The following is a 26,981-nucleotide window of genomic DNA, read 5'->3' on the forward strand; positions in this document are numbered from 1 at the left end:
ATGCAGCGCCGCAAGCTGCGCCCACGCGAGGGTTGGCAGCGGATCGTCGAGGAACAGGGGCTCGTCTGGCACACGCAGGACGGCAAGCCTTATTGGGACGAGAGCGCCACCTACGTCTTTACGCTAAAGCAGATCGAGACGCTGGAGGCCGCCGCTGAGCGCTGCCACGAGCTGTTCCTGAAGGCCGGCGACCATCTCGCCAAGCGTCCCGAGAAGCTCGCCCGGTTCGGCATTCCCGACTGGGCCATCGACGCCGTGCTGGCGGAATGGAAGCGCGACCGCCCTGCCCTCGACTATGGCCGGTTTGATTTCGGCTGGAATGGCTCCGGCGAGCCCAAGCTGTTCGAGTATAATTGTGACACGCCGACCTCGATGCTGGAGGCAGGCGTGGTACAATGGCAATGGAAGGAAGAGGTCTTTCCGGCCCACGACCAGTTCACTTCCCTCCACGAGAAACTGATCGACCGCTGGCGCTACATGGCGCGCGACCTTGGGGGAAGGGTCTGGGTCACCCATCATGCCGACGACCTTCACGAGGACACCGTCACCGCGACCTACATGCGCGATCTTGCCGAGCAGGCGGGGCTGGAGACACGCGCTATCCTCATCGAGCGGATTGGCCTGGATGCCGAAGGGCGCTTGGTGGACGAGGAAGATTATCTCATCACCGCGCTGTTCAAGCTCTACCCGTGGGAATGGATCGTCGCCGAAGATTATGGCCGCGAGATCGTGCGGCGGATGGACGCGACCCTGTGGCTCGAGCCGATCTGGAAGATGCTTTGGTCGAACAAGGCGATACTGCCTTTGCTCTATGAGTTGGAGCCGAAGCACCCTAATCTCCTGCCCGCCGGCTGGGACGCTGCCAGCGTCGGGCCGCGCCATGTGGTGAAGCCGATCTTAGCCCGCGAAGGCGCCAATGTCCGGATTGTCGAGGATGGCCGGGAGACGTCGCGTTCCGACGGGCCCTATGGCGCCTTCGGCCAAGTCTATCAGCAGTTCTACGACGTGCCGGAGTTTGACGGCGCCTATCCGGCGCTAGGCGTATGGACGGTCGGCGGCGAAGTGGCGGGCCTCGGCATCCGCGAGGGCGGACGCATCACCGCCGACGATGCGCGCTTCGTGCCGCACATCATTGAGGGCTGAGCGCTGGCCACCAGATCCAATCGATTGCGCCACTTATTCCAGCTGTTGCTCGCGTCGGGAGTCGCCGGGGCCGTAGCGGGGGCTTCGGGAGGTGTAATGCTGATGATCGCCGAACCGCTCGGCGCAAATGGCAACTACCTGGGAGCGTTGGCATTCACTGCCCTGCTTGGCTTCATCTTCACGGCCCCGCTCGCGCTTCTTTGCGGCGGCCTTCTCTGCCTGCTGATCCGTGGCAGGGACTGGCAGGAGGGCACCACAGCCCTCTTCATTGCGGCAGGTTCGCTTGCTGGCCTGCTGTTCTTTCCGCTGTTCGCGCTCTACGTCGATGGAAGACTGCCCGAACTCTTCTTCGAGCCCACTCTGGTGATGGTGCTGGCCGGCATTTTCGGCGCTCTTGCCTATCGCTTTGTCATGCCGCCGATCGAGCGGCGGGTGGTGAAGCCTGGGGCCGAGCACGAGAGTTAAGCCCTCTTGCACCGCCTGTTCGTCGCCCTTCCTCTGCCAGGGGACATCGCCGATTCCCTTCTCGACCTGATGGACGGTCCCGAGCGGCTGCGCTGGTCACCGGCTGAGCAGCTTCACCTCACCTTGCGCTTCATCGGTGAGGTGGACGGCGACACCGCAGAAGATGTCGCGGCGGCGCTCTCGTCCCTCCGCTTCGAACCGTTCGAGCTGCGGCTGAAGGACGTCGGCCAATTCCATCACAAGCGCTCGGGCGCGCTGTGGGCAGGGATCGAGCCGCGCGAGCCGGTAGCCACTCTCGCCGCCCGGATCGACCGCGCCGTGGCCTCCGCCGGCCTCGCGCCCGAAACCCGCGCCTTCGTGCCGCACGTGAGGCTCGCGCGCTGGAGCGGGCCTGCACCCGATCTCCAGCCCTGGCTCAGCCGCCACGGCACGCTGACCTCACCGCCATGGACGGTGCGCGGCTTCACCCTGTTAGAAAGCCACCTTGGCCGCCACGGAGCGCATCACGAGCCCATGGCGACCTTTGGCGCCGCTTAGAAAGCGTCTTCGGCCAGCGCCATCAGCGTGTCGCCGCCAGCTTCGATCTGGCCGCGATAGGCACTCGCCTTCGGCAGCTCGCGCTGAGCATAGAAGCGCGCGGTGGCGAGCTTGGTCTGATGAAAGGCCGCGTCTTCGCCGGCTTCATTTTCGAGCCGGGCGGACACATCAGCCATCTTGAGCCACATCCAGCCGAGCGTCACCAGGCCCATCAGGTGCATGTACGGCACGGCGCCCGCGCCGGCATGGTTCGGGTCCTGCATCCCGTTCTGCGCCAGCCACATGGTCGAGGCCTGGAGATGACCGAGCGCCTTCTCCAGCGGCTCGGCGATACCCGCCGGATCGCCGCTGCTGCGCGCCTTGGCGATATCGGCACCGATCACCTCGAACAGCAAGCGGATCGAGCGGCCGCCGTTCTGCGCCAGCTTGCGGCCGACCAGATCCATCGCCTGCACGCCATTGGTGCCTTCGTAGATCTGGGCGATGCGGGCGTCGCGGACGAACTGCTCCATGCCCCATTCGCGGATGTAGCCGTGGCCGCCGAACACCTGCTGCATGTTCACCGTGGCCTCGAAGCCCTTGTCGGTGAGATAGCCCTTGATGACCGGGGTCAGCAGGCTGATCAGGTCATCGGCCTTCTGCCGCTCTTCCTCGGTCGCGCCCTTGCGGGACAGATCGACCTGGAGCGAGCCCCACAGGATCAGCGCGCGGGCCGCCTCGTTGAACGCCTTGGCTTCCAGCAGCATGCGGCGGACGTCCGGATGCACGAACAGGTTGTCGGCCTTGGCATTGGCATCGCGCAGCTCGGGCTTCAGCGCCCGGCCCTGGCGGCGGTCCTTCGCGTAGGCGACCGCGTTCTGATAGGCGATCTCGCCCTGCGCCAAGCCTTGGAGCCCGACGCCTAGGCGCGCGGCGTTCATCATGATGAACATGGCGGCAAGGCCCTTTTCCGGCTCGCCGACCAGCCAGCCGGTCGCCCCGTCGTAGTTCATGACGCAGGTCGAATTGCCGTGGATCCCCATCTTGTGCTCGATCGACCCGCAGGCGAGGCTGTTGCGCTCGCCCGGCGTGCCGTCCTCGTTCACCAGGAACTTGGGCACCACGAACAGGCTGATGCCCTTCACATTGTCCGGCGCGCCGGTGATCTTGGCGAGCACCAGGTGGATGATGTTCTCGCTCATGTCGTGCTCGCCGGACGAGATGAAGATCTTGGTGCCCGAGATCTTGTAGCTGCCGTCGGCCTGCGGTTCGGCCTTGGTCTTGAGGAGCCCGAGGTCGGTGCCGCAATGCGGCTCCGTCAGGTTCATGGTGCCGGTCCATTCGCCCGACACCATCTTGGGCACATAGGTCTGCTGCTGCTCGGGGCTGCCCTTGACCAGCAGCGAGGCGATCGCGCCCGCGGTCAGGCCGTGATACATTTCGAAGCTCTGGTTGGCCGACAGCACATATTCGGAGATCGCCGTCGCCAGCACGTGCGGGAGCCCCTGCCCGCCGAATTCGACCGGTGCCGACAGGCTGGTGAAGCCAAGCTCGCAGAACTGCTTATAGGCGTCCTTAAAGCCCTTGGGCGTGGTCACCGACCCGTCCTCGTGGCGGGTGCAGCCTTCCTCGTCACCGGTGCGATTGAGCGGCACCAGCACCTCCTGCGTGAACCGCGCGCCTTCCGTCAGCAGCGCTTCGACGAGGTCCGGAGTCGCATCGGCGAAGCCCGGCAGGTTGCCGTAATTCTGCATCTCGACGATGTGCTCGAGAACGTAGCGGGTGTCGCGAACGGGGGCGTTGTAGACGGGCATGTCTGGGGCTCTCTCCGGAAGGGGCGTTGGTCAGGGTCTAGGTGGGCAAGCGACTGCTATCAACATAATTGTCAGCAAAGCGGATCACCAGCCAGATCGGTGACGGGCTCGGGTTTGTCCATCCGGACGAAGGTCTTGCCTTCGAAGCTAGCGCCGGGGCCGCAATAATAAGCGCAGCCAGGACCGCCGGCGAGCAATCGCACCGACTGCCCCTCCCTGTTGAAGATGATCGAGCAGCTCGGATCCTCGTTCGGTTTGATCGCCGAAGGACCAGAAGGAGACCAAGTCCCCTGCACCGTGCAATTGGCATCACCACTTGGCGCATAGGTGACAAAGCTTGCGGTTCCGCCTTGTTCAGCGAGGCACAGGCGGTCCCTGCCGCTGCCCGCATATATCGTGACCGCGCCGCTCTCCGGCCTTGCTCCGGGGCCTGTGGTCGGCGCTTCCTGCTGACAGGCACTGATGAGCAGCAAAAGCGGGATCGAAGCCAAGCGCATGGCCACTTACCTGCCCGCGCCGGCGTCGGCCTTCAACCCCGGTTCAGTCCGCACGCGACAAAGCGCCCGCGCGACCCTATAGGGCGGCTCACACAGCGGACGGGCGACATCCATGTTTTCGACCAATCCCTTCGACGACGACAAACTTCGCGAGGAATGCGGCGTGTTCGGCGTGTGGAACGCCGATGTGGCGGCCAGCTTCGTCGCGCTCGGGCTCCACGCCCTTCAGCATCGCGGGCAGGAAGCGGCGGGAATCACCTCGCTCGACGGTGCCGGTTTTCACTCGCACCGAGCGCAGGGCCATGTCGCCGGCAATTTCGACCGCGACGACATCATCCGCTCCCTCCCCGGCCGCACCGCCCTCGGCCATGTGCGCTATTCGACCACCGGATCGAGCGCGATGCGCAACGTCCAGCCGCTGTTCGCCGAGCTGGCCGACGGCGGCTTCGCGGTTGCCCATAACGGCAATATCTCGAACGCGATGAAGCTGCGCCGCACGCTCAACCGCCGCGGCTCGATCTTCCAGTCGACTTCCGACACCGAGGTCATCATCCACCTCGTCGCCACTTCGCACCAGACCCAGATGCTCGACCGCATCGTCGATGCGCTGGGACAGGTCGAAGGCGCCTATTCCCTCCTGATGCTGACCGAGCAGGGACTGATAGCCTGCCGCGACCCGCTCGGCATCCGCCCGCTGGTGATGGGGCGGATCGGCGACACCATCATCTTCGCCAGCGAAACCGTCGCGCTGGACGTGATCGGCGCCCGCTTCGAGCGCGAAGTGGCACCGGGCGAGATGATCGTGGTCAATGGCGATGGCCTGCGCAGCTTCCGCCCGTTCGCCGCCGCCGCCCCTCGCCCGTGCATCTTCGAGCATGTCTATTTCTCCCGCCCCGACAGCGTGGCGGAAGGCATCTCGGTTTATGAGTCGCGCAAGAATATCGGTGCAGTCCTGGCGCGCGAAAGCGGGATCGACGCCGACATTGTCGTGCCGGTCCCCGACAGCGGCGTTCCCGCAGCGATCGGCTATGCGCAGGAAAGCGGCATTCCGTTCGAGCTCGGGATCATTCGTTCGCACTATGTCGGCCGCACGTTCATCCAGCCGAGCCAGGAAGTCCGCCACCTCGGCGTCAAGCTCAAGCACAACGCCAACAGCGCGCTGATCAAGGGCAAGCGCATCGTGCTGATCGACGATTCGATCGTCCGCGGCACGACCAGCGTGAAGATCGTCCAGATGATGCGCGACGCCGGCGCGCGCGAGGTCCACATGCGCATCGCCTCGCCCCCGACGCGGCACAGCTGCTTCTACGGCGTCGACACGCCCGAACGCGCCAAGCTGCTGGCCGCGCAGATGGATGTCGAGGCGATGGCCAAGTACATCAACGCCGACAGCCTCGCCTTCATCTCGATCGAAGGCCTGTACCGCGCGCTCGGCGACCAGCGCAGCGCGGAGGCGCCCCAGCGCTGCGACGCCTGCTTCACCGGCGACTATCCGACCCGGCTGACCGATCTCACCGAGAAGAAGGCAGAGGAAAGCGGCCTCAAACTGGCCGCCATCGCCTGATCACATGGCGATGGTGCCGTCCTTGCGGCCCTTCGCCAGCTTCTTGAGCAACATCTCGCGCTTCAGGCGCGAGAGATGGTCGATGAACAGCACGCCGTTCAGATGATCGATCTCGTGCTGCAGGCACACCGCCAATAACCCGTCGATCTCTTCCTCGTGCCAGCCGCCATCGGCATCCTGCCACTTGGCCTTGATCCGGTCCGGCCGCAGCACGTCGGCATATTGATCGGGGATCGACAGGCAGCCCTCCTTGTAGGGCACGAAGCTGTCGCTTTCCTCCAGGATCTCGGGATTGATGAAGACGCGCGGGTCCTTGACCGGCTTGCCCTCGGCATCCTCCTCTTCCTGCAGGTCGATCACCAGCAGCCGCTTGGGCACGCCGACCTGCACCGCGGCCAGGCCGATACCGGGCGCGTCGTACATCGTCTCGAACATGTCGGCGATGAGCGTTTTCAGTTCCGCGTCAAAGGTTTCGACCGGAGTCGAGGTCTCGCGCAGGATCGGATCGGGAATGCAAACGATGGGAAGAATGGCCATGCGCGCCCCTTAAGCCCGCATGGCCGATCCATCAATCAACCCTTGTAGGTGACCTTTTTGACCGCCGCGACCACGTCGGCCGCCTTGATCAGCGCCAGCTTCTCGAGATTGGCGGCATAAGGCAGCGGCACGTCGGCATTGGTGACGCGCATCACTGGGGCGTCGAGATCGTCGAAGCCTTCTTCCATGCAGATGGCGATGATCTCGCTTGCGATCGAGCAGGTGGGCCAGCCTTCCTCGACCACCACCATGCGGTTGGTTTTGGCGAGGCTGGTCAGGACCGCAGCCTTGTCGAGCGGGCGCAGCGTGCGGAGGTCGATAACCTCGGCCTCGATCCCCTCGCCCGCCAGTGTGTTCGCCGCCTCGAGCGCGACGCCGACCCCGATCGAATAGCTGACGACCGTGACGTCCTTGCCTTCGCGCATGGTGCGGGCCTTGCCGATCGGCAGCACCCAGTCCTCGACTACCGGCAGCTCGAAGGTCTGGCCGTAGAGCAGCTCGTTCTCAAGGAACACGACCGGGTCTTCCGAGCGGATCGCGGCCTTGAGCAGGCCCTTGGCGTCGGCCGCGTCATAAGGCGCGATGACGATCAGGCCCGGCACGCTGGCGTACCACGGCGCGTAATTCTGCGAGTGCTGGGCGCCGACCCGGCTGGCGGCGCCGTTCGGCCCGCGGAACACGATCGGGCAGCGCATCTGGCCGCCCGACATGTAATTGGTCTTGGCCGCCGAATTGATGATGTGATCAATCGCCTGCATGGCGAAGTTGAAGGTCATGAACTCGACGATCGGCTTCAGCCCACCCATCGCCGCGCCGGTGCCGAGGCCGGCAAAGCCATATTCGGTGATCGGCGTGTCGATCACGCGCTTCGCACCGAATTCATCGAGCAGGCCCTGGGTCACCTTGTAGGCGCCCTGATACTGCGCGACTTCCTCGCCCATCACGAACACGCGCTCGTCGCGGCGCATTTCTTCAGCCATCGCGTCGCGAAGCGCTTCACGCAGGGTGAGCTTCTGCATCTCGGTGCCGGCGGGCACTTCGGGATCGACGGCCTGCGGCTTGACCAGCTGACTAGTGCCGGTTTCAGCCTTCTGGGTGTGCGAGGCGCTGTCTGTCTGCTGGTCGGACGGCTGCTGAGTCTGCTCGGCAGCAGCCGGAGCAGCCGCGGGCGCTTCGGCTTTGGCCGGCTCCGCCGCAGCCTCTTCGCCATCGCCGCCCATCAGCGCGATGGCGGTGCCGACCTTCACCCCGTCGGTCCCCTCCGGCACCAGGATCTTGGAGATGACGCCCTCGTCGACCGCCTCGAACTCCATCGTCGCCTTGTCGGTCTCGATCTCGGCCAGGATATCGCCGCTCGAGACGGTGTCGCCTTCCTTGACCAGCCACTTGGCGAGCGTGCCCTCTTCCATTGTCGGGGACAGGGCCGGCATCTTCAGTTCAACGCCCATCTCAATCAGCCTTCTTGTTCATCGAAGCGCCAAGCCATGCCGGCTGCGCACGCAAAGGGGTTATGACGGCGAGGCGGCCATCCTTTTCAACGCAGGCCGCACCGGCCGCCTGTCGCTGCGGCGTGTCGGGACAGCGCGAGAGATCGACCCTAGTCCCGAGGCTGGCTGGCGGCCAGCTCTTGCGGCGCTCGTCGGCCTCGCGGTTCAACATGGTCACCATGCCGCGAAGATCGGGCTGATCGAGCAGCCGCCCATCCCCAGAGGCTCGAGCGCGCGCCATGACGATCAGCACCGCCGGTGCGAAGTCAGGATTGTAATAGCCCTTAGCCGCCATGCTTGCCGACACCGGCGAGGCCGGATCCTGAAGCCGGAAGGCCAGGCCGATCGCGCGGTAGGTCGCCACGTCATAATCTTGGTCGATCCGCAGCGCGCCAAGCCGCTCGAGCCCGAGCGTCTTCACCATGCAGGTCGTCGCGGCCTCAAAGGTGGTGGACGTCTCACACGGGCGAAGCGCCTGCGTCAGGTCGGCGCCCTGAGATATGGCCAGCGCGGCAGCCACGCTCGCCAAGAGCATCAGTAGCGCTCCACCAGTACGTCAGTGTGAAGCTCAGCCGCATCGGGCTCGGGCGCTTCCTCGGCGAACTTCGCAGCGTCGACTACGATGTCCTTGATCTCCTTGTCGATTCCCTTGAGGTCCTCCTCGGCGACACCCATTCCGACCAGCTCCTTTTCAGCGCGCTGGATCGGATCCTGGTTGTCGCGGTAGCTCTGCACTTCCTCGCGGGTGCGGTATTTGGCGGGATCGCTCATCGAGTGGCCGCGGTAGCGATAGGTCTTGAGTTCGAGGATGATCGGCCCCTTACCCGAGCGGGTCCATTCGAGCGCTACCTCGGCCGCGCCGCGGACCGCCAGCACGTCCATGCCGTCGACCTGGATGCCGGGGATCTGGAAGCTTTCGCCCCGCTTATAGAAATCGGGTTCGGACGCCGAGCGCTCGACGCTGGTGCCCATCGCGTAATGATTGTTCTCGATCGCGTAGATCACCGGCAGGTCCCACAGCTTCGCCATGTTGAAGCTTTCATAGACCTGGCCCTGGTTGGCCGCGCCGTCGCCGAAGTAGGCGAGATTGACGCCGCCATCCTCGCTATACTTGTGCTTGAGCGCGAGCCCGGTGCCGAGGGAGACCTGCGCGCCGACGATGCCGTGGCCGCCGTAGAAGCCGTGCTCGACGCTGAACATGTGCATCGACCCGCCCTTGCCGCGCGAAATGCCGGCTTCGCGGCCGGTCAGCTCGGCCATGATCACCTTCGGATCGATCCCGTAGGCGAGCATGTGGCCATGGTCGCGATAGCCGGTGATGACGCTGTCCTTGCCGACGGTCATTGCGCTCTGCAGGCCTACGGCGACCGCTTCCTGGCCGATGTAGAGGTGGCAAAAGCCGCCGATGAAGCCGAGGCCGTAAAGCTGGCCGGCCCGCTCCTCGAAGCGGCGGATCAGCAGCATCTGCTTGTAGAAATCGAGCAGTTCTTCCTTGCTCGCCTGATAGCGCTGCGGCTGCGGCGGCCGCTCGCGATTGGCGAGGAGCGGCGACGCTTGGTCCGTTTGGGTCGGTTTCAGCGGAACGGCCGAAGCCGCGGCCTTGGGCGTACGCGCCACGATTTACCTCGTCGAATGGATGATCAGGCGGGTCTATAGGAGCCGCAGGTAGCGCCCGCAACGCCGCAGAAGCGGCTCAGTCCTCGAGGGTAACGATCACTTCGTCTGGGCGGACGAGACCCAGGTCCTTGCGGATCAGTTCGTCGGCCATGTCGGGATCGGCCTTTTTAGGATCGAGCAGCGCCGAGCGATGCTTGAGCGCGCTGCGCTCGCTTTCGAGCTTCGCTAGCTCGTGCTGCTTGGCCGAAAGGTCACGGTGGTAACCGCCCCATGCCAGGAGACCATTCGGACCGGCCACTGCATGGCCTGCGAACGTGCCGATGATGAGCAGAGACACCGCGGGCCACATCGCCCTGCGGATCAGGCCTTGCGCCTGGCTAACTGCCCCCCGTCCCATGTGGAGACAGAATCAGTTTTAACGCCGTCACGCAAGGGGTTCGGTGCGGCTCAGCAACAAAAATCTGCCGAGCCGCGTCGATTTTGTGTCAGCGGCGATACGCCTTCAGCGCCGCACGGCCGGGATAACGCGCCACCTCACCCAGTTCTTCCTCGATGCGGAGCAGCTGGTTGTACTTGGCGGTGCGATCCGAACGCGCCAGGCTGCCGGTCTTGATCTGCCCGCAGGCAAGCGCGACGGCGAGGTCGGCGATGGTGCTGTCCTCGGTCTCGCCCGACCGGTGGCTCATCACCGCGGTGTAACCGCTTGTCTGCGCCAGCCGCACGGCGGCGATCGTCTCGCTCAAGGTTCCGATCTGGTTGACCTTGACCAGGATCGAATTGGCGATGCCGTCGCGGATGCCATCCGCAAGGCGGCGCTCATTGGTCACGAACAGGTCGTCGCCGACCAGCTGGCACTTGTCGCTGAGCAAGTCGGTCAGCGCCTTCCACCCGGCCATGTCGTCCTCGCTCATCCCGTCCTCAATGGAGGCGATCGGATAATCGCGAACGAGGTCAGCGAGGAAGCGCGCGTTTTCCTCCGGCGAGAGCGACAGTCCCTCGCCGTCCATGGCATAGCGGCCGTCCTTGAAGTACTCGGTCGCGGCGCAATCCAGCGCCAGCAGCACGTCCTCGCCCAGCGTGTAGCCTGCAGCGTGCACCGCCTCGCCGATGAAATCGAGCGCCGCGCGGGCGCTTGCGATATTGGGCGCGAACCCGCCTTCGTCGCCCACCGCCGTCGACAGTCCGGCCGCATGCAGCTTGCCCTTCAGCGAGTGAAAGATCTCGGCCCCGCAGCGCAGGCCTTCGGCAAAGCTTGGCGCGCCGACCGGCATCACCATGAATTCCTGAAAGTCGATCGGATTGTCTGCATGCGCGCCGCCGTTCAGGATGTTCATCATCGGCACCGGCAGCGTGTCGGCCGCGACCCCGCCGACATAGCGATAGAGCGGCAGGCCGCGCGCGTCCGCCGCCGCCTTGGCCGTCGCGAGGCTGACGCCGAGGATGGCGTTGGCACCCAATCGGCTCTTGTTCTCGCTTCCGTCCAGCGCGATCAGGGCACCGTCGATCTCGGCCTGATCCTCGGCCTCGTAGCCGACCAGCTCGTCAGCAATCTCGTTGTTGACGGCATCGACTGCCTTGCCGACGCCCTTGCCACCCCACCGGCTCTTGTCGCCGTCACGCAGTTCCACCGCTTCATGCGCCCCGGTCGATGCGCCCGAGGGCACCGCCGCACGGCCCATGCTGCCGTCTTCGAGGGTCACGTCCACCTCAACCGTCGGATTGCCCCGGCTATCGAGAATGGCACGGGCATGGATGTCGAGGATGGCGGTCATTGGGCGAAGCACTCCGTCATGCGATTTCGTTTCGCTGCCGTTGCGAACGAGACATCTCAGTCCCATGTTCCTGATGTTCATCAGTGGCCGGAACGGCGGCGGTAGCGGCTCGTTATCGGCCCGCACCCAAGTTTTCCAGCGTTACGAAGGAGGAAAGGCTAATGGCCGATACCACGAACAAGTTGCCGGAAGGCACGGACACGGTGATCGAGGGCGGCGGAGCTGGCGGCAGCGGCGGCGGCATGGGTCGCAGCGGCACCGGCACTGCGGGCGGTAGCACGTCTTCTGCGATCAATTCGACTGGCGGCCGGACCACGGCGACCAGCGGCGACACCCAAACCGACTCGTTGATCACCGGCAACACTGGGGGCGGCGCGGGATCCACCAGTGGCTCGACGGGCCTCACCTCGACCGGGGCCAGCGGCAACGGCAGCAGCAGCAGCAGCAGCAGCACCGGCAGCAGCAGCAGCGGCACCGGCAGCAGCAACGACGATTCCAGCGGGTCGAATAATGGCGGCATCCGCGGGATCGTCGGTAACGTCACCGGCAAGGCCAAGGACGAAGCACTGGGCCGCGCGCGCGGTCTCGTCGGCGAAGGCCTCAAGAGCGGCTCGAACACGCTTGGCAGCATCGCCAACATTATCGAGGACACCGTGGAGCAGATCGGCGAGCGCCTCGGTCCGCAGTATGGCGACTATGCCAAGACGGCGAGCACGACCATCCAGCGCTATGCCTCGACCCTTGAGAACAAGGATCCGGACGAACTGGTGGACGATGCCCGCGCACTGATCCGCAAAAGCCCGGCGGTGGCCATCACCGGCGCGGCGATCCTCGGCTTCGGCCTGGTTCGCCTTCTGAAGGCCGGCATGCCGGAGGAGAGCAGCAATGGAACCCGTGACCGTCAAGGCGACCGAGGCAGCACCACCCGGTGATCCGATGCTGAAGCGGACCGAGACAGTGAAGGGCGAACCGGAAGGGGTCGGTGACCTCATCCATCGCCTGGTCGAGGACGCCAAGGCTTATGGCCGTGCCGAGGTCGGCTACTTCAAAGCGCTCGGCACGGAAAAGGCCAATGCGCTCAAGATTCCGCTGGTCCTCGGACTGGTGGCAATCCTGTTCGCTCACGCCGCCTTCCTGGTGCTGGTCGCAACCATCTTCGTGGCTCTCGCCTCGTTGATGAGCGACACACTGGCCGGTCTGCTGACGCTGGTGATCTGCCTCGTTGCGGCGGGTGGCCTTGGCTACCTCGCCTACACCAAGGCGACCAAGGGTCTGGAGGACGCAAAATGAGCGGCGCCGCGCATGTTCGCATCGCCCGCGCCCGCGGTGAGGCCGACCAGGCCAAGGCGCGGCTGATGGGTACGGTGGAAGAGGCAAAGGCCCGGCTCGCGCCTGGCAAGCTTGCTTCGGATGCCGTCCAGTCGGCCAAGGACAAGAGCATCGTGGCGGCGGACGACGCCGTCACGGCGGTCAAGGACAATCCCGGCCTCACCGCCGGTATCGCCACCGCGGCCGTGCTCTTCATCGCCCGCAAGCCTCTCTTCTCGGCAGTCCGCGGGCTATTCCGTGGCTCCGACACCGACACACACGACAATGCGTCGCGCCGCGAGGCCGACGAGCTGGAGAAATTAAATGGCTAAAAACGACACCTACGACAGCGTTTCGGACACCGACACCGGCAGCAGCCGTTTCTCGGGCCTCGGCTCGAGCGCTTCGAGTCAAATCGACAACTCTCCGCTGATCGCGCTTGGCGCGGGTCTTGCCATCGGCGCGGTCCTCGGCGCGGTGCTCCCCGCCAGCGATCGCGAGCGTGAGCTGCTTGAGCCCTATGGCAAGAAGCTCAATGACGCTGGCACCGGCGCGCTCAACCGCGGCCGCGGGATGGCCAAGCAGAAGTTCGACGAAATGGCCGGCGACAAGCTGCGCGAGTTCCTCGGCAGCAGCAGCAGCTCGAGCAACGCCTAAGGCAGATTACCGTCGGCGACGATTCCCACCGTTTGCCGCTGGCGAACCAACCCTCCCGCTTCCGCGGGAGGGTTTTTTCGTGGGCAACCCCATGCTAGGCGGCCGCGCATGAGCAAGCTCCACCTCGTCTTCGGCGGCCGCGTGAAGGATCCGCAGGGCACCGAGTTCACCGATCTTCAGAATATCGATCTCGTCGGCCTGTTCGACAATTATGCCGAGGCGGAGGAAGCCTGGCGCGCCAATGCGCAGCGCACGGTCGATGATGCCGAGATGAAATATGTGGTGGTGCATCTGCACCGCTTGCTCGAACCGGAAGCCTGAGCCCTCAGGCCCGGCGGTAGCGCCACAACAAAAGCGGCCGCTGCAGCAGCAGCCCGGCGACAAACCCGCCGATATGCGCCGGGGTCGCGAGCAGCATGCCCTGCTGCCCCGCCGACCAACCAACCATCACCTGCAGGATGGCCCAGGCGACTGCCAGCCACGCGATGTGAAGCCAGCGGTTCAGGCGCATGTTCTTGCTGACCAACTTGGGCCGTCCGAAGCTCAGGGCATACGCGCCGATCAGCGCACTGATTGCACCGCTGGCGCCGATCACCGGGCCAGTACCCGCCGGATCCGACGCCCATTGCGCCGCCATCGACGCATAGGCACCGATCACATACAGAAAGACCAACGCGCCGCGCCCAAGCACCCGCTCGACCGCAAGCCCGCACCACACCAGCATCAGCAGGTTGAAGCCGAGGTGCAGCGTGCCGCCATGCACCAAGGTTGCCGTGAGCGGGGTCAGGAACACCGGCACGGCGCTAAATGGAAAGGCGAGGCCCGACACGCGTGCCGGAACGAAGCCAAGGCTCAGCGGCGCTTGAACGCCAAGCGAGCCAAGACCAGTGACGATGCTGACCAACGCCGTAATCACCGCGATCCAGAAGGTCGCAGTGCGGGTAACGGCGGGCATCAGGCCTTCGCCATCAGATGAATTCGATTCCCGCGATCTCGTAATAACGGTCGCCGCTCGGGGTCGTGACTTCGACCTCGTCGCCGATCTGGCGCCCGATCAACGCCCGGCCAAGCGGGCTGTTGTAGCTGATCCGCCCGTCCTTGGCATTGGCCTCCTGCTGCCCGACGAGCTGGTAGCGCACCGGCTTGTCGTCCTCATCGACGAGATTGACGGTCGCGCCGAACACCACCTTGTCGCCGGACAGGGTGGTCGGATCGATCACCAGCGCGCGCGCAAGCCGGTCCTCGATATCGCTGATCTGCGCCTCGACCTGACCCTGCCGCTCCTTGGCGGCATGGTATTCGGCATTTTCCGACAGGTCGCCGTGGGCGCGCGCTTCCTCGATCGCGTCCACGATCTCGGGCCGCTCGACCTTCAGGCGCTTCAGCTCTTCTTCCAGCAACCGATAGCCTTCGGCCAGCATCGGCACCTTTTCACTCGCCATCGTCGTCAGGCCCTTCTTTTCTTCAATACTTCCCAGCGCGGCCAGGCCGCGTGCCCGGGTTTCAGCGTCTTGGGATGATCAGGATACGCGGGCGGAATAATAGGTCTGCAAGGAGCGGACTTCAAGCGACCGCCCCTTGGAGGCGCGGATCGCCCGCGCCATCGCCTGCGCCGCCGCTACCGTGGTGACATAGGGCACCTTGCGATTAAGCGCGGTGGCGCGGATCGACTGGCTGTCCTTGAGGCTCTGCCAGCCTTCGGTGGTGTTGAAGATGATCTGCACGTCGCCATCGACGATGCGATCGACGATATGCGGCCGCCCCTGGGCCACCTTGTTGACCTTGGTCACCGGCAGGCCGCGGGCGACCAGATGATCGTGCGTGCCGCCGGTCGCAATGACTTCGAAGCCGAGCGCGAGCATGGCCTCAACCGCGGGCACGATGCCATCCTTGTCGCTGTCCTTGACCGAGACGAAGAGGGTGCCGCTGTCCGGCATTGCGGTCCCCGCACCGATCTGGCTCTTGGCAAAGGCCATCTCGAAATCATCAGCGATTCCCATCACTTCGCCGGTGCTCTTCATTTCCGGTCCGAGCACGGGATCGGTGCCGGGGAAGCGGGCGAAGGGGAACACGCTTTCCTTGACCGCGACATGGCCGATAACCCGGTCGATCACCGGCAGATTGGCGAGGCTCTCACCCGCCATCACCCGCGCCGCGATCTTGGCGACGGGAACACCGATCGCCTTGGCGGTGAACGGCACGGTGCGGCTGGCGCGGGGGTTGACCTCGATCAGGTAAAGCTCGCCATCCTTCACCGCATATTGGACGTTCATGAGGCCCCGGACCCTGAGTTCTAGCGCCAGCGCTTTCGTCTGCGCTTCGATCCGCGCGATCATCTCGGGCGACAGGCTGTGCGGCGGGATCGAGCAAGCGCTGTCACCGCTGTGCACGCCGGCTTCCTCGATATGCTCGAGCACGCCCGCGACCACCACCGTTTCGCCGTCGCAGATCGCATCGACATCAACCTCGGTCGCATCGCGCAGATAGCGGTCGACCAGCACCGGGCTTTCGCCCGATACCTGCACGGCCGTCGCGATATAATGTTCGAGCTGCGCAGGGCCGTCGACGATTTCCATCGCGCGACCGCCGAGCACGTAGCTTGGCCGCAGCAGCACCGGATAACCGATCCGCTCGGCGACCTTCAGCGCTTCCTCGCGGCTGCGGGCGATGCCGTTCTCGGGCTGCTGCAGCTTGAGGCGCGTGACCAGTGCGGCGAACCGTTCGCGATCCTCGGCCAAGTCGATCGAATCGGGGCTGGTGCCGAGGATCGGGATGCCCGCTTTCTGAAGGCTCGCGGCAAGCTTCAGCGGGGTCTGCCCGCCAAGCTGCACGATCACGCCGACCAGCTCGCCCTTCTCTGCCTCGCGAGTGACGATCTCCAGCACGTCCTCATGGCTGAGCGGCTCGAAATACAGGCGGTCCGACGTGTCCGGATCGGTCGAGACCGTCTCCGGATTGCAGTTCACCATCACCGTTTCGAAGCCCGCATCGCGCAGCGCAAAGGCAGCGTGACAGCAGCAATAGTCGAACTCGATTCCCTGCCCGATCCGGTTCGGACCACCGCCCAGAATCACGACCTTGCGCCGCTCGCCGACCTCGGCCTCGTCCTCCGCTTCGCCGAACAGCGGCGCTTCGTAGGTCGAGTAGAGATAGGGCGTCGAAGCATCGAATTCGGCCGCGCAGCTGTCGATGCGTTTGTAGACGGGGCGCACGCCAAGCTTCAGGCGGTGCGCGCGGACCTCGTCCTCGGTCACGCCGCCGGTCATCGCCCGCATCGCCTCGTGCACGATCCCGCCGCCGCGCGCCTGCAACTCGCCCATGCCCCGGCTCATGCCGGTCGAGCGCAAGGACAGCTGCGCCAGTCGCGCGTCGCTGAAGCCCATTGCCTTCAGCCGCCGCAGCTCCGCCGCATCGTTGGGCAGGCCATAGGCGCGCACCTGGCCTTCGGCGCGAACGATCTCGGCCAGCCGCTCGAGGAACCAGGGGTCGAAGCCCGCGATCTGGTTGATGCGTTCGACTGTGACGCCGTGGCGCAGCGCCTCGGCGGCGACCAGCAGCCGGTCCGGCGTCGGCACCGCCAGCGCGGCCTCGACTTCCTCGCTGCTTGCGGATTCGAGCTGCCGCACGCGGTCTAGCCCGCATAGGCCGATCTCCAACCCGCGCAGCGCCTTTTGCAGACTTTCATGAAACGAGCGCCCGATCGCCATCACCTCGCCCACCGACTTCATAGCGGTCGACAGCTCGGCCGGTGAGCCCGCGAACTTCTCGAAGGTAAAGCGCGGGATCTTGGTGACGACATAATCGATCGTCGGCTCGAAGCTCGCCGGGGTGGCGCCGCCGGTAATGTCGTTGGCGATCTCGTCCAGCGTGTAGCCGACCGCCAGCTTGGCCGCGACCTTGGCGATGGGGAAGCCGGTTGCCTTCGATGCCAGTGCCGAGGAGCGCGACACGCGCGGGTTCATCTCGATCACGATCATCCGCCCGGTCTTCGGATCGACTGCGAACTGGACGTTGGAACCGCCTGTTTCAACACCGATTTCCCGCAGCACGGCGATACTTGCCGAGCGCATCCGCTGATATTCCTTGTCGGTCAGCGTCAGCGCCGGGGCGACGGTGATCGAGTCGCCGGTATGCACCCCCATCGGGTCCACATTCTCGATCGAGCAGATGATGATGGCATTGTCCGCCCGGTCGCGGACCACCTCCATCTCATATTCCTTCCACCCGACCAGGCTTTCGTCGATCAGCACTTCGGTCGTCGGCGAGGCTTCGAGGCCGGTGCGGATGAAATGCACATATTCGTCGCGGTTGTAGGCAATGCCGCCGCCGGTGCCGCCGAGCGTGAAGCTCGGCCGGATCACCGCCGGCAGCCCGACCGTCTCCAGCGCCGCCATTGCTTCGGCTTCGGTATGCGCAATCGCCGACTTGGGGCTCTCCAGCCCAATCCGGTCCATCGCATCGCGGAATTTCTGCCGGTCCTCGGCCTTTTCGATCGCCTCGGCATTGGCGCCGATCAGCTCGACGCCCAAGCGGTCCAGCGTGCCGTCCTTGAACAAGGCCAGCGCGGTGTTGAGCGCGGTCTGCCCGCCCATGGTGGGAAGCAGCGCGTCGGGCTTCTCCGCCTCGATGATCCGGGCGACGACCTCGGGCGTGATCGGCTCGATATAGGTCGCGTCGGCAAGCTCCGGATCGGTCATGATCGTCGCCGGGTTCGAATTGATCACGATGACGCGATAGCCCTCGGCCCGCAGCGCTTTCACCGCCTGGCTGCCCGAATAATCGAACTCCGCCGCCTGGCCGATGACGATCGGGCCGGCGCCGATGATGAGGATGGAAGAGATGTCGGTGCGACGGGGCATCAGGAACCAATCTCTCTTGAGTTCTTAGGAAGACGAAGAATTCTCACCGAAACACGCCGTAGGAGAGCGAAGGCAGGCTGACGCAGAAAGTGTTCAGCCGCCCTTCGTTGACGGTCCCGTGAAAGTTCTTGCGGGACTGAGATGCGCGCAAGGCGACCAGTCAGTTCACATCGAAACCCATAATGTCTGATCACCCGCTCTAAACCGCGTTCTCGAAGTGCCTTGCGGCTGTAGGTGACGTACCCGAACTCGTTCCACGAGCTCCGACGCGTACGGATGTCGCGACGAAGGTGGGTTAACGTCCCACGAGGCCCATACTTCCAGCGGCTCAATCGTCTTCCCTCATCATCCCCACAAAGCGATGGAACAGATAGAAACTGTCCTGCGGCCCCGGGCTCGCCTCGGGGTGATATTGCACGCTGAACGCCGGCCGGTCTTCGAGCTCGATCCCGCAATTCGACCCGTCGAACAGCGACACATGCGTCTCGCGCACGCCCGCCGGCAGCCCCTCGCGCTCGACTGCAAAGCCGTGGTTCATGCTGGTGATCTCGACCTGCCCGTCGGCAAGCCGCTTGACCGGATGGTTGGCCCCGCGGTGGCCCTGGAACATCTTGCTGGTCCGCCCGCCGACCGCCAGCGCGAGGAGCTGGTGACCAAGGCAGATGCCGAACAGGGGCTTGCCGGTGTCCAGCATGCTCCGGATCACAGGTATCGCATATTCCCCTGTCGCCGCCGGATCGCCCGGGCCGTTCGACAAGAAGAAGCCATCGGGCTGGTGCGCCATCACCTCGTCGAAGGTGGCGGTCGCCGGCAGGATTGTCACCCGCGCGCCGGCCTCGACCAAGTTGCGGAAGATGTTGCGCTTGGAGCCATAGTCGATCGCGACCACGTGCGGCCGCTCGGCCTCGTCACCGCCGCCGGCATAGCCGAGCTCGATCTCCCACTTGCCGCCGCTCCAAACGCGCAGTTGCTCGCACGACACCTCCCTGGCGAGGTCCATCCCCTCCAGCCCCGGCCAGTCGCGCGCTTGTCGCTGCAACGCCGCAAGATCGAACTCGCCAGCCGCCGAATGCGCGATCACCACCGTCGGTGGTCCCTCGCGGCGCACCAGCCGGGTCAGCGCCCGCGTATCAACCCCGGCCAGCCCGATCCGCCCGTTGCGCTTCATCCACTCGGGAAAATCGACCTTCGAGCGGAAACTGGACGGCGAGGTCACCGGCTCGCGCACGATCGCCCCCACCGCATGGGGATCGTCCGCTTCCACGTCCTCGTCGTTGGCGCCGACGTTGCCGATATGCGGAAAGGTGAAGCAGATCGCCTGGCGCGCAAAGGAGGGATCGGTCATCACCTCCTGGTAGCCGGTCATCGCGGTGTGGAAGCACAGCTCCGCCACCTCCGCGCCCTCGGCGCCGAACCCCTGTCCCCAGACCACCCGGCCATCGGCAAAAACGAGGGCGCCGGTGGCTCCCTTCGGCACGGGCGTGGGCGCAGGACTGGCCATCGGTGGGAGGGCTCCTTGAGTGCAAAAACCGGCGATGTCGCTAAGCCGTCGCCGCTAGGCTGTCAGGCCCGGCTGGTCAACCGCGCTGCATACGAATAAGCGCGTCCGCATGATCCGTGATACCATCAAGACCGGCCTCGTTTCCGCCATGAAGGGCGGCGACAAGGCTTCGACCAGCACCATCCGCTTGATCCAGAGCGCCATCAAGAACCGCGACATCGAGCTTCGCACCGGCACCGCTCCGGCCGATGACGATGCGCTGGTCACCGAAGTGCTGCAGAAGATGATCAAGCAGCGCCGCGAATCAGTGGCCATGTACCGCCAGGGAAATCGCGAAGAGCTGGCGCAGCAGGAAGAAAGCGAGATCGCGGTGATCGAGCGGTTCTTGCCCGCCCAGCTCTCCGACGAGGAAGCCGGCGCGAAGATCCGCGAGATCGTGGCCGAATTGGGCGCTTCCTCGATGAAGGACATGGGCCGCGTCATGGCCGCGGTGAAGGAACGCCTCGGCACCAGCATCGAACCGGCTCGCGCCAGCGCTCTCGTAAAGGGTGCGCTGGCGGGCTAGCCTCTGCGGCGCAGCCCATGACCCTCTCCCCGGCCTTCCTCGACGAACTGCGCGCGCGCGTGACGCTCTCCAGCGTGATCGCGCCGCATGTGAAGCTGACCCGCGCCGGGCGGGAGTGGAAGGCGTGCTGTCCGTTCCACAACGAGAAGACGCCCAGCTTCACGGTCAACGACGAGAAGCATTTCTACCATTGCTTCGGTTGCGGCGCGCATGGCGATGCGATCCGCTTTCTGACCGACAATCGCGGCCTGCCCTTCATGGACGCGGTCAAGGAACTCGCCGCCTCCGCCGGCATGGAAGTCCCCGCTCCCGATCCGCGCAGCCGCGAGCGGGCCGAGCGGCAGGCGACCCTGCATGACGTCATGGCGGCAGCGCAGGCCTGGTTTGCCGAGCAGCTCGACGGGATCGAAGGCGCAGAAGCCCGCGCTTACTGCCAGCGCCGCGGCATCGGCGCGGGCGCGATGAAGCGGTTCGGTATTGGTTTCGCCCCCGACCGCCGCAATGGCCTGCGCAAGGCGTTGGCCGAGCATACCGACGCCAAGCTGATCGAAACCGGCCTCCTCATCAGCATCGAGGAAAAGGAGCCTTACGATCGCTTTCGCGGCCGGCTGATGATCCCGATCCGCGACGCACGCGGCCGGGTGATCGGCTTCGGTGGTCGCATTCTCGGAACCGGCGAGCCCAAATATCTGAACTCCCCCGAGACCCCGCTCTTCGACAAGGGGTCGACCCTCTACAACCTCGACCGCGCCTCGCCCGCGTCGCGGCAGGCCAAGCGGCTGATCGTGGTCGAAGGCTATATGGACGTGATCGGCCTCGACCGCGGCGGGATCGCGGAAGCAGTCGCTCCCAACGGCACCGCGCTGACCGAGCGGCAGCTCGAACTGCTGTGGCGGCTCGATCCCTCCCCCATCCTTTGTTTCGACGGCGACGCGGCGGGCACCAAGGCCGCGATCCGCGCCGCGACCCGCGCCCTCCCGCTGCTCGGTCCCGAGCGAACCCTGTCGTTCGTCACTCTGCCCGAAGGTCAGGACCCGGACGACCTTGTGAATTCGGGCGGGCGCGACGCCGTCGAGGCGTTGCTGCAAGCCCCCGAACCTCTGGTCGACCGACTATGGCGGCATGAGCGCGACTCGGGGCCGCTCACCACCCCCGAACGGCGCGCGGGGCTCAAACAGCGCCTGCTCGACCACGCCGCCGCCATCGCCGACCGCAGCCTGTCGCAGCTTTATCGCGACGAGTGGATGGACCGCTTCTTCGCGCTGAACCGCCGCGAACGCCCTGCTTTTACCCCGCAAGCGCCGCAGCAGCGCCGCGGCAGCTTCGTTCGCGGGCGCGGCTTCGTACCGCCCGAACCCCCTGCCAGTGCAGAGGCCAAGGCTATCGGGGAGACCGGTGTCGACCGCTTCACAGCGCGCGCACTCGTCGCCGGCCTGACTCGCTTTCCCGACCTCGTGGTCGAAGAAGCCGGCATCCTCGCGACCCTCCCGTTCGCCGATCCGGCGGCCGAAAAACTTAAGCAACGCCTGCTCGATCAAGCACTTAGGACCGGACATCTTGATTCGGTCGCGCTCCAACCCATCTTGGCGGAAGCCGGAGCCTCTCAGCTGCTCGAAGGAACGCTGGGCGGGTTCGGCAAGGGTTTTTCCTTCAACCGCATCGATACGGAGCCAACCCAGGCGCGGGCGGACCTCCGGGCAGTGATCGAGCTGCTCGGCGACCGCCACGAGATTGCGCAAGGTCTGGCCGAGGTGTCGGCGCGTTTGCTGGACGATCCCCAAGCTGTGGCCGAACAGCACCGGCTGCTGCTTGCGAATCAGGAAACAACCAAGAGACTGGCAGATTACAGCGCCAGCGACTAAGCGAACCCGCAACCATGGCCAAAGTTGAACCTCAGGACACCGACGATCAGGACGGCGGCGACGCCCCCCTCATCGATCTCAATGACGCTTCGGTGAAGAAGCTGATCGCGCGCGCCAAGAAGCGGGGCACGATCACCATCGACGAACTGAACGAAGCGCTGCCCCAAGACCAGATGAGTTCCGAGCAGATCGAGGACGTCATGTCCGCGCTCAACGACATGGGCGTGCAGATCGTCGAAAAGGAAGAAGGCGGCGACGACGAGGAGGAGAACGAATCCGAATCCGCTTCCGACGACGAAGTCGATCCGCTCGACGACGGTGGCCCGCGCCCCGCCGCCGCGGTCAAGAAGGAGACGGTTGATCGCACCGACGATCCCGTCCGCATGTACCTGCGCGAAATGGGCGCGGTGGAGCTGCTCTCCCGCGAGGGCGAGATCGCGATCGCCAAGCGCATCGAGGCCGGCCGCGACACCATGATCTGGGGGCTGTGCGAAAGCCCGATCACCTTCAACGCCATCATCGAATGGTCGACCGCGCTCAACGAAGGCCGGATGCAGCTGCGGGAGATCCTCGATCTCGAAGCCATGCTGTCCAAGGGCCCGTCGGCCGAACAGCTCAACGCCGCCGAGAACGATGAGGATGGTGAAGGCGAAATCTCCGCCGCCGCCGCGGGTCCGACCCTCAAGGAAGAGGAAGAGCCCGAAGAGGCTGCGCCCGCCGACGACGACGAGGACGAGCTGCGCGAAAACCGTGCGCCCAAGCCCGCTGAGGAAGAGGAAGAGGACAACACCCTTTCCCTTGCCCAGATGGAAGAAACGCTGAAGCCGTCCGCGCTTGAGAAGTTCGCGGCGATCACCGACCATTACAAGAAGTTCGCCAAGCTTCAGGACGCCCGCCTCGCCTGCATGGCGGCCGGCACCCCCTTCTCTCCGGCCAAGGAGAAGGAATATCAGAAGCTGCGCGAGACCCTGACCGCCGAGGTCGAAAGCGTTCAGTTCCACAACGCCAAGATCGAGTATCTGGTCGAGCAGCTTTACGCCTATAACCGCCGCCTGACCGCGCTCGGTGGCCAGATGCTGCGCCTCGCCGAACGCCACCGCGTGCCGCGCAAGGCGTTCCTCGACAGCTACATGGGGCATGAGCTCGACGATAGCTGGCTCGCCCGCGTCGCCAAGATCGACAAGAAATTTGCCGCCTTCGCCGCGACCGAGGCCGACACCGTCGACCGCATTCGCACCGAAATCGGTGAGATCGCCCAGTCGACCGGCATGGCGCTCAGCGAATTCCGGCGCATCGTCAATCAGGTCCAGAAGGCCGAGCGCGAAGCCCGCATCGCCAAAAAGGAAATGGTCGAAGCGAACCTGCGCCTCGTCATCTCCATCGCCAAGAAATACACCAACCGCGGCCTGCAGTTCCTGGACCTGATCCAGGAAGGCAACATCGGCCTGATGAAGGCGGTCGACAAGTTCGAGTATCGCCGCGGCTACAAGTTCTCGACCTACGCGACCTGGTGGATCCGCCAGGCGATCACCCGCTCGATCGCCGACCAGGCGCGGACCATCCGCATCCCGGTCCACATGATCGAGACGATCAACAAGCTGGTCCGCACCAGCCGCCAGTTCCTTCACGAGACGGGCCGCGAGCCGACTCCCGAAGAACTCGCCGAGCGCCTCTCCATGCCGCTGGAGAAGGTTCGCAAGGTGATGAAGATCGCCAAGGAGCCGATCAGCCTCGAAACCCCGATCGGCGACGAGGAAGACAGCCACCTCGGCGACTTCATCGAGGACAAGAACGCCGTCATCCCGGTCGACGCCGCGATCCAGGCCAACCTCAAGGAAACGGTCACCCGCGTCCTTGCCAGCCTGACCCCCCGCGAGGAGCGCGTGCTTCGCATGCGCTTCGGCATTGGCATGAACACCGACCACACCCTCGAGGAAGTCGGCCAGCAGTTCAGCGTCACCCGCGAGCGTATCCGCCAGATCGAGGCCAAGGCGCTGAGGAAGCTCAAGCACCCGTCGCGCAGCCGCAAGATGCGCAGCTTCCTCGACCAGTAAGCAGGAACCGGCATGGCGGCGGCAGGTTGCCCCGCCATGCTCCACCACCTTTCGCTGGGCACCGCGGACCTCGATCGTTCGCGCGCCTTCTATGACCCCGTCATGTCCGAGCTTGGCCTCCGCCGCACCCTCGATGTCGAAGATGCGGTCGGCTACGGCGCGGGCATCACCTCGTTCAGCCTCAATCTTCCCCCGCCTCGGCAGGCAACGGTGTTCACGTCGCCTTCGAGGTCGAACATCGCGCGGCGTCGACGCCTTCCACCGGGTCGCCCTCGCTCAAGGCGGGACCGACGAGGGTCCTCCTGGCCTGCGCCGCGACTATGATCCCAACTATCATGGGGCTTTCATTCGCGATCCTGATGGCAACAAGATCGAAGCGATAACATGCGCAGGCGCTTGACGCGCACCGGCTACTCGTCGGCCTCCGCTGTTCGCCGCCATTGCAAAGCCGTTCGTAGATCGACACTTGGCTTCGCCCGCTACAAATGTAGCGTCACGGCACAACCAAGGAGATCGCTCCCATGCGCTGGACCCTGCCCCTGCTTCTCGCTCTTGCCCCGCTCGCGGCGGCACAGGCCACGCCTGAGGCCTCGCTCAGCGTCACGTTGCTGTCAGGCAAGAACAGCAACACCACCAGCTATAACAGCAAGGATAACGACTGGCGCCGTGTACAGGCCCTGAGGCAAGGCAATCAGCCGCTGCTCTACGTTCGCCGAGGCGGAACCGGCTATGTCATCCGCGACCCGGCTGTCATTGCTAAAGCCGAAGCCATCATGAAGCCGCAGCGTGATCTTGGCGCACGGCAGGGTGCGCTTGGCGCACAGCAGGGAGAGCTGGGGCGGCAACAAGGCGCGCTCGGCAGCCGGCAGGCCCGCCTTGGCGGAGCGATGGCTGGTCGCGGGGCCCGGGGCGCGGAAGCGCTGGCCGCGCAGATGCGCGAGCTTGGCCGCCAACAGGCCGCGCTCGGTGAGCGGCAGGCAGCCCTTGGCGACCGCCAGGCCGCGCTTGGTGACCAGCAGTCGCGGCTGGCCGCACAAGCCAGGCCGAAGTTCGAAGCGCTGGTTGCCGAGGCGATTCGCCGCGGTTTGGCGCAGCGCTTGAACTAAGTCAGCTCAGCGGCAGGTGGCGGCCTCGCTCCGGCACCTGCCGTCGACGCTTCCCGGAGCGAGCTTGAGCCCGATCCAGCTCGCCACCGTCGGCAGGATGTCCACCGTGTCCGCCGCCGCCGTCGGAGCGGCAGGCTGGACGCCGGGCGCCATGAACAGGATCGGCACACGGCGGTCGTAATCCCACACCGTGCCATGGCTCGCGACATAGCCGGGACCGGGCCGCGCAACGGTGCTGACGCCTTGCTTCAGTACGACGTAGAAGTCGCCCGAGCGTGCCGGGTCGAAGGAGGCGCGGACCCGCTGCATGAGGCTCCAGCCTGACGGATCGCCTGTCGGCAGGTCGGTCTTCATCACCTCGGCGGCCGTGAACACGGTTTCAACTTGCGGGTGCGCCTTGTAGCGGCGAATCGCCTCGGCCAGCACCCGGGGGCGGTCCTTGGCTGGGATCGCGCGATCGAGCCAGAAGTCCCCGCTCACCCCGTCGCCGAAGAGCACTGGCCCGCTCAATCCGAGCTGCGGCGCCATGAGCTTGCCCATCTCACTTGGGCTGAGCCCCGGATCGGCCCGCACCGCCTGAAGGTTGCCCCCTGCCCGCAGCCGCTCGACCGCATCCTGCCCGCCGTGATCGGACGAGAGAACCACGGCATAGTCTACTTCGCTCTGGTCGAGCTGCGCCAGAAACCCTTCGAGATCGCGGTCGAGATTGAGCATCTGCAGGCACATTTCCTGCCCGCCCCAGCCATAACTATGCCCGATATAATCGGTCGCGCTCAGCCCGATAGAGATGAGGTCCGACGCCGGCCCCTGCCCCAGTTGCATTTCGCGAATGAGGTTGGCCGCCAGCGCCAGCGTGAGGCTGTCGAACTGCGGCGTGGTGCGGAACGCGCGCTGATCGCCTGCCGCGCGGTCAAACCGGCCGTTGCCGACACTCATCGTCGCCGTCACCTGGTATGGCGTCGCGCGCGCCTGGCATAGCGCCGGCACTTCCAGCGGCTCCTGCGCGCTGGCGAACAACTGGGCAGATACGCCGCGCACCCCGACCACGCTCTTCGGTGGCACCGCGCCTTGCTTGTCGCTGGTCCACGCTTTGCCGTCCCAGTACCAACGCTGGTCGACCGTCCGCCCGCCCATCATGATCGCCGCGCGGTCCTTGCCGGCAACGGCGACGTTGCGGCTGCGCGGGTCGGCGGCCTTCATCCGGTCGCCCAAGGTCGAGACCTTGAGATGCTCGGGGCTGACCGTGTACGCCTTGGACGAAGAACCAGCGACCCGTTCGTCTTCGGAACAATAAACGTTCTTGTCCTCGCGCGCCGCGGCCTGGTCGATCCAGTTGTTGGCGACGATGCCGGTCGCTGCCGGATGACGCCCGGTCAGCAATGTCGAATGGCCAGGACAAGTCTCGGTCGCGGCATGGCTTTGATAGCCATTGGCGAACACCACCCCGCGCTCCGCCAGCTGCTTCAGGCCGCCGGTGAAGTGCGGGCGATAGGCATTGTAAAGGTCGGCCGAGAGCTGATCGACCGAGATGGCGACGATCAGCTTGGGCTGTTTTGCGGGCCCTTGAGCAAGGGCGGGAGCGGCGACAAGGGCAGCGGCGGCAAGGAACAGGTGACGCATCGCCGCCGTGTAGCAGCGGCAATGCGACGCCGCCATG

Annotated in this window: 26 protein-coding genes; 13 read left to right on the forward strand and 13 right to left on the reverse strand. The window is 65.3% G+C overall.

The features are described 5' to 3' along the window. The 3 genes from ACP69Z_RS11135 (at window position 1) to thpR (ending at window position 2,145) form a co-directional block, all read left to right on the forward strand. Window positions 1-1,143, forward strand: a complete 1,143-nt coding sequence (locus ACP69Z_RS11135; protein WP_426267551.1) for a glutathionylspermidine synthase family protein — start codon at window positions 1-3, stop codon at window positions 1,141-1,143. A gap of 96 nt (window positions 1,144-1,239) precedes the next feature. After that, window positions 1,240-1,608, forward strand: coding sequence for a hypothetical protein (locus tag ACP69Z_RS11140; protein ID WP_426267552.1), 369 nt, complete (start codon window positions 1,240-1,242; stop codon window positions 1,606-1,608). A gap of 6 nt (window positions 1,609-1,614) precedes the next feature. Further along, window positions 1,615-2,145, forward strand: coding sequence for an RNA 2',3'-cyclic phosphodiesterase (gene thpR, locus ACP69Z_RS11145; RefSeq protein WP_426267553.1), 531 nt, complete (start codon window positions 1,615-1,617; stop codon window positions 2,143-2,145). On the opposite strand, the gene ACP69Z_RS11150 is transcribed toward thpR, so the two are convergent. Then, window positions 2,142-3,938: an acyl-CoA dehydrogenase C-terminal domain-containing protein gene (locus tag ACP69Z_RS11150; RefSeq protein ID WP_426267554.1), complete on the reverse strand. Its 1,797-nt coding sequence runs from the start codon at window positions 3,936-3,938 to the stop codon at window positions 2,142-2,144. The two genes, thpR and ACP69Z_RS11150, sit on opposite strands and share 4 nt — an antisense overlap. 71 nt (window positions 3,939-4,009) lie before the next feature. Then, complete coding sequence (locus ACP69Z_RS11155; protein WP_426267555.1) at window positions 4,010-4,435, reverse strand: hypothetical protein; 426 nt, start codon at window positions 4,433-4,435, stop codon at window positions 4,010-4,012. Between the two features lie 112 nt (window positions 4,436-4,547). Between ACP69Z_RS11155 and purF the strand changes: the two genes are divergently transcribed. After that, a complete protein-coding gene (gene purF, locus ACP69Z_RS11160) occupies window positions 4,548-5,999 on the forward strand; it encodes an amidophosphoribosyltransferase (RefSeq protein WP_426267556.1) in 1,452 nt (483 codons plus the stop codon). Here the strand turns inward: purF and def are convergent, their stop codons facing one another. The 6 genes from def to eno form a co-directional block, all read right to left on the reverse strand. Continuing rightward, complete coding sequence (gene def, locus ACP69Z_RS11165) at window positions 6,000-6,536, reverse strand: peptide deformylase (RefSeq protein ID WP_426267557.1); 537 nt, start codon at window positions 6,534-6,536, stop codon at window positions 6,000-6,002. A 35-nt stretch (window positions 6,537-6,571) separates the two neighbouring features. Beyond that, window positions 6,572-7,984, reverse strand: a complete 1,413-nt coding sequence (locus ACP69Z_RS11170) for a pyruvate dehydrogenase complex E1 component subunit beta (protein ID WP_426267558.1) — start codon at window positions 7,982-7,984, stop codon at window positions 6,572-6,574. Between the two features lies 1 nt (window position 7,985). Then, the gene (locus ACP69Z_RS11175; RefSeq protein ID WP_426267559.1) at window positions 7,986-8,558 is read right to left on the reverse strand and encodes a hypothetical protein; all 573 of its coding nucleotides are present in this window, start codon (window positions 8,556-8,558) and stop codon (window positions 7,986-7,988) included. After that, on the reverse strand, window positions 8,558-9,601 hold the full coding sequence (gene pdhA / locus ACP69Z_RS11180) for a pyruvate dehydrogenase (acetyl-transferring) E1 component subunit alpha (protein ID WP_426268093.1): 1,044 nt from the start codon (window positions 9,599-9,601) through the stop codon (window positions 8,558-8,560). The genes ACP69Z_RS11175 and pdhA overlap by 1 nt, the downstream gene beginning before the upstream one ends. A gap of 115 nt (window positions 9,602-9,716) precedes the next feature. After that, window positions 9,717-10,037 (reverse strand): FtsB family cell division protein, encoded by a 321-nt coding sequence (locus ACP69Z_RS11185; RefSeq protein WP_426267560.1) that lies wholly within the window; start codon window positions 10,035-10,037, stop codon window positions 9,717-9,719. A gap of 88 nt (window positions 10,038-10,125) precedes the next feature. Then, a complete protein-coding gene (gene eno / locus ACP69Z_RS11190) occupies window positions 10,126-11,412 on the reverse strand; it encodes a phosphopyruvate hydratase (protein ID WP_426267561.1) in 1,287 nt (428 codons plus the stop codon). A 161-nt stretch (window positions 11,413-11,573) separates the two neighbouring features. Here eno and ACP69Z_RS11195 point away from each other — a divergent pair, with 161 nt between their 5' ends. The 5 genes from ACP69Z_RS11195 to ACP69Z_RS11215 all read left to right on the forward strand — a co-directional run bounded on the left by ACP69Z_RS11195 (window position 11,574) and on the right by ACP69Z_RS11215 (window position 13,698). Further along, a complete protein-coding gene (locus tag ACP69Z_RS11195) occupies window positions 11,574-12,344 on the forward strand; it encodes a hypothetical protein (RefSeq protein ID WP_426267562.1) in 771 nt (256 codons plus the stop codon). Next, the gene (locus ACP69Z_RS11200; RefSeq protein ID WP_426267563.1) at window positions 12,298-12,702 is read left to right on the forward strand and encodes a phage holin family protein; all 405 of its coding nucleotides are present in this window, start codon (window positions 12,298-12,300) and stop codon (window positions 12,700-12,702) included. Before ACP69Z_RS11195 ends, ACP69Z_RS11200 begins: the two co-directional genes overlap by 47 nt. Next, complete coding sequence (locus ACP69Z_RS11205; protein WP_426267564.1) at window positions 12,699-13,052, forward strand: hypothetical protein; 354 nt, start codon at window positions 12,699-12,701, stop codon at window positions 13,050-13,052. Before ACP69Z_RS11200 ends, ACP69Z_RS11205 begins: the two co-directional genes overlap by 4 nt. Further along, window positions 13,045-13,377, forward strand: coding sequence for a hypothetical protein (locus tag ACP69Z_RS11210; protein WP_426267565.1), 333 nt, complete (start codon window positions 13,045-13,047; stop codon window positions 13,375-13,377). Before ACP69Z_RS11205 ends, ACP69Z_RS11210 begins: the two co-directional genes overlap by 8 nt. Window positions 13,378-13,485: 108 nt before the next feature. After that, window positions 13,486-13,698, forward strand: a complete 213-nt coding sequence (locus ACP69Z_RS11215; RefSeq protein WP_426267566.1) for a DUF4170 domain-containing protein — start codon at window positions 13,486-13,488, stop codon at window positions 13,696-13,698. 4 nt (window positions 13,699-13,702) lie between these two features. On the opposite strand, the gene ACP69Z_RS11220 is transcribed toward ACP69Z_RS11215, so the two are convergent. From ACP69Z_RS11220 to carA, 4 genes are all read right to left on the reverse strand, one after another. Beyond that, a complete protein-coding gene (locus ACP69Z_RS11220) occupies window positions 13,703-14,332 on the reverse strand; it encodes a rhomboid family intramembrane serine protease (RefSeq protein WP_426267567.1) in 630 nt (209 codons plus the stop codon). Window positions 14,333-14,345: 13 nt separating this feature from the next. Then, the gene (greA, locus tag ACP69Z_RS11225; RefSeq protein WP_426267568.1) at window positions 14,346-14,819 is read right to left on the reverse strand and encodes a transcription elongation factor GreA; all 474 of its coding nucleotides are present in this window, start codon (window positions 14,817-14,819) and stop codon (window positions 14,346-14,348) included. Window positions 14,820-14,897: 78 nt separating this feature from the next. Further along, window positions 14,898-18,236, reverse strand: coding sequence for a carbamoyl-phosphate synthase large subunit (gene carB / locus ACP69Z_RS11230; RefSeq protein ID WP_426267569.1), 3,339 nt, complete (start codon window positions 18,234-18,236; stop codon window positions 14,898-14,900). Between the two features lie 328 nt (window positions 18,237-18,564). After that, entirely contained in the window at window positions 18,565-19,737 is a 1,173-nt protein-coding gene (gene carA / locus ACP69Z_RS11235) for a glutamine-hydrolyzing carbamoyl-phosphate synthase small subunit (protein ID WP_426267570.1), read from the reverse strand. A 109-nt stretch (window positions 19,738-19,846) separates the two neighbouring features. Between carA and ACP69Z_RS11240 the strand changes: the two genes are divergently transcribed. The 4 genes from ACP69Z_RS11240 (at window position 19,847) to ACP69Z_RS11255 (ending at window position 25,324) form a co-directional block, all read left to right on the forward strand. After that, a complete protein-coding gene (locus ACP69Z_RS11240; protein WP_426267571.1) occupies window positions 19,847-20,302 on the forward strand; it encodes a GatB/YqeY domain-containing protein in 456 nt (151 codons plus the stop codon). Between the two features lie 17 nt (window positions 20,303-20,319). Then, complete coding sequence (gene dnaG / locus ACP69Z_RS11245) at window positions 20,320-22,164, forward strand: DNA primase (RefSeq protein ID WP_426267572.1); 1,845 nt, start codon at window positions 20,320-20,322, stop codon at window positions 22,162-22,164. A 14-nt stretch (window positions 22,165-22,178) separates the two neighbouring features. After that, complete coding sequence (gene rpoD, locus ACP69Z_RS11250; RefSeq protein WP_426267573.1) at window positions 22,179-24,218, forward strand: RNA polymerase sigma factor RpoD; 2,040 nt, start codon at window positions 22,179-22,181, stop codon at window positions 24,216-24,218. A 521-nt stretch (window positions 24,219-24,739) separates the two neighbouring features. Next, window positions 24,740-25,324: a hypothetical protein gene (locus ACP69Z_RS11255; protein WP_426267574.1), complete on the forward strand. Its 585-nt coding sequence runs from the start codon at window positions 24,740-24,742 to the stop codon at window positions 25,322-25,324. Between the two features lie 6 nt (window positions 25,325-25,330). Here ACP69Z_RS11255 and ACP69Z_RS11260 read toward each other — a convergent pair whose 3' ends face one another. Next, on the reverse strand, window positions 25,331-26,944 hold the full coding sequence (locus tag ACP69Z_RS11260; protein WP_426267575.1) for an alkaline phosphatase family protein: 1,614 nt from the start codon (window positions 26,942-26,944) through the stop codon (window positions 25,331-25,333). Window positions 26,945-26,981: the final 37 nt, after the last annotated feature.

This window comes from Sphingomonas sp. LHG3443-2, from assembly GCF_049896405.1.
GTDB lineage: Bacteria > Pseudomonadota > Alphaproteobacteria > Sphingomonadales > Sphingomonadaceae > Sphingomicrobium.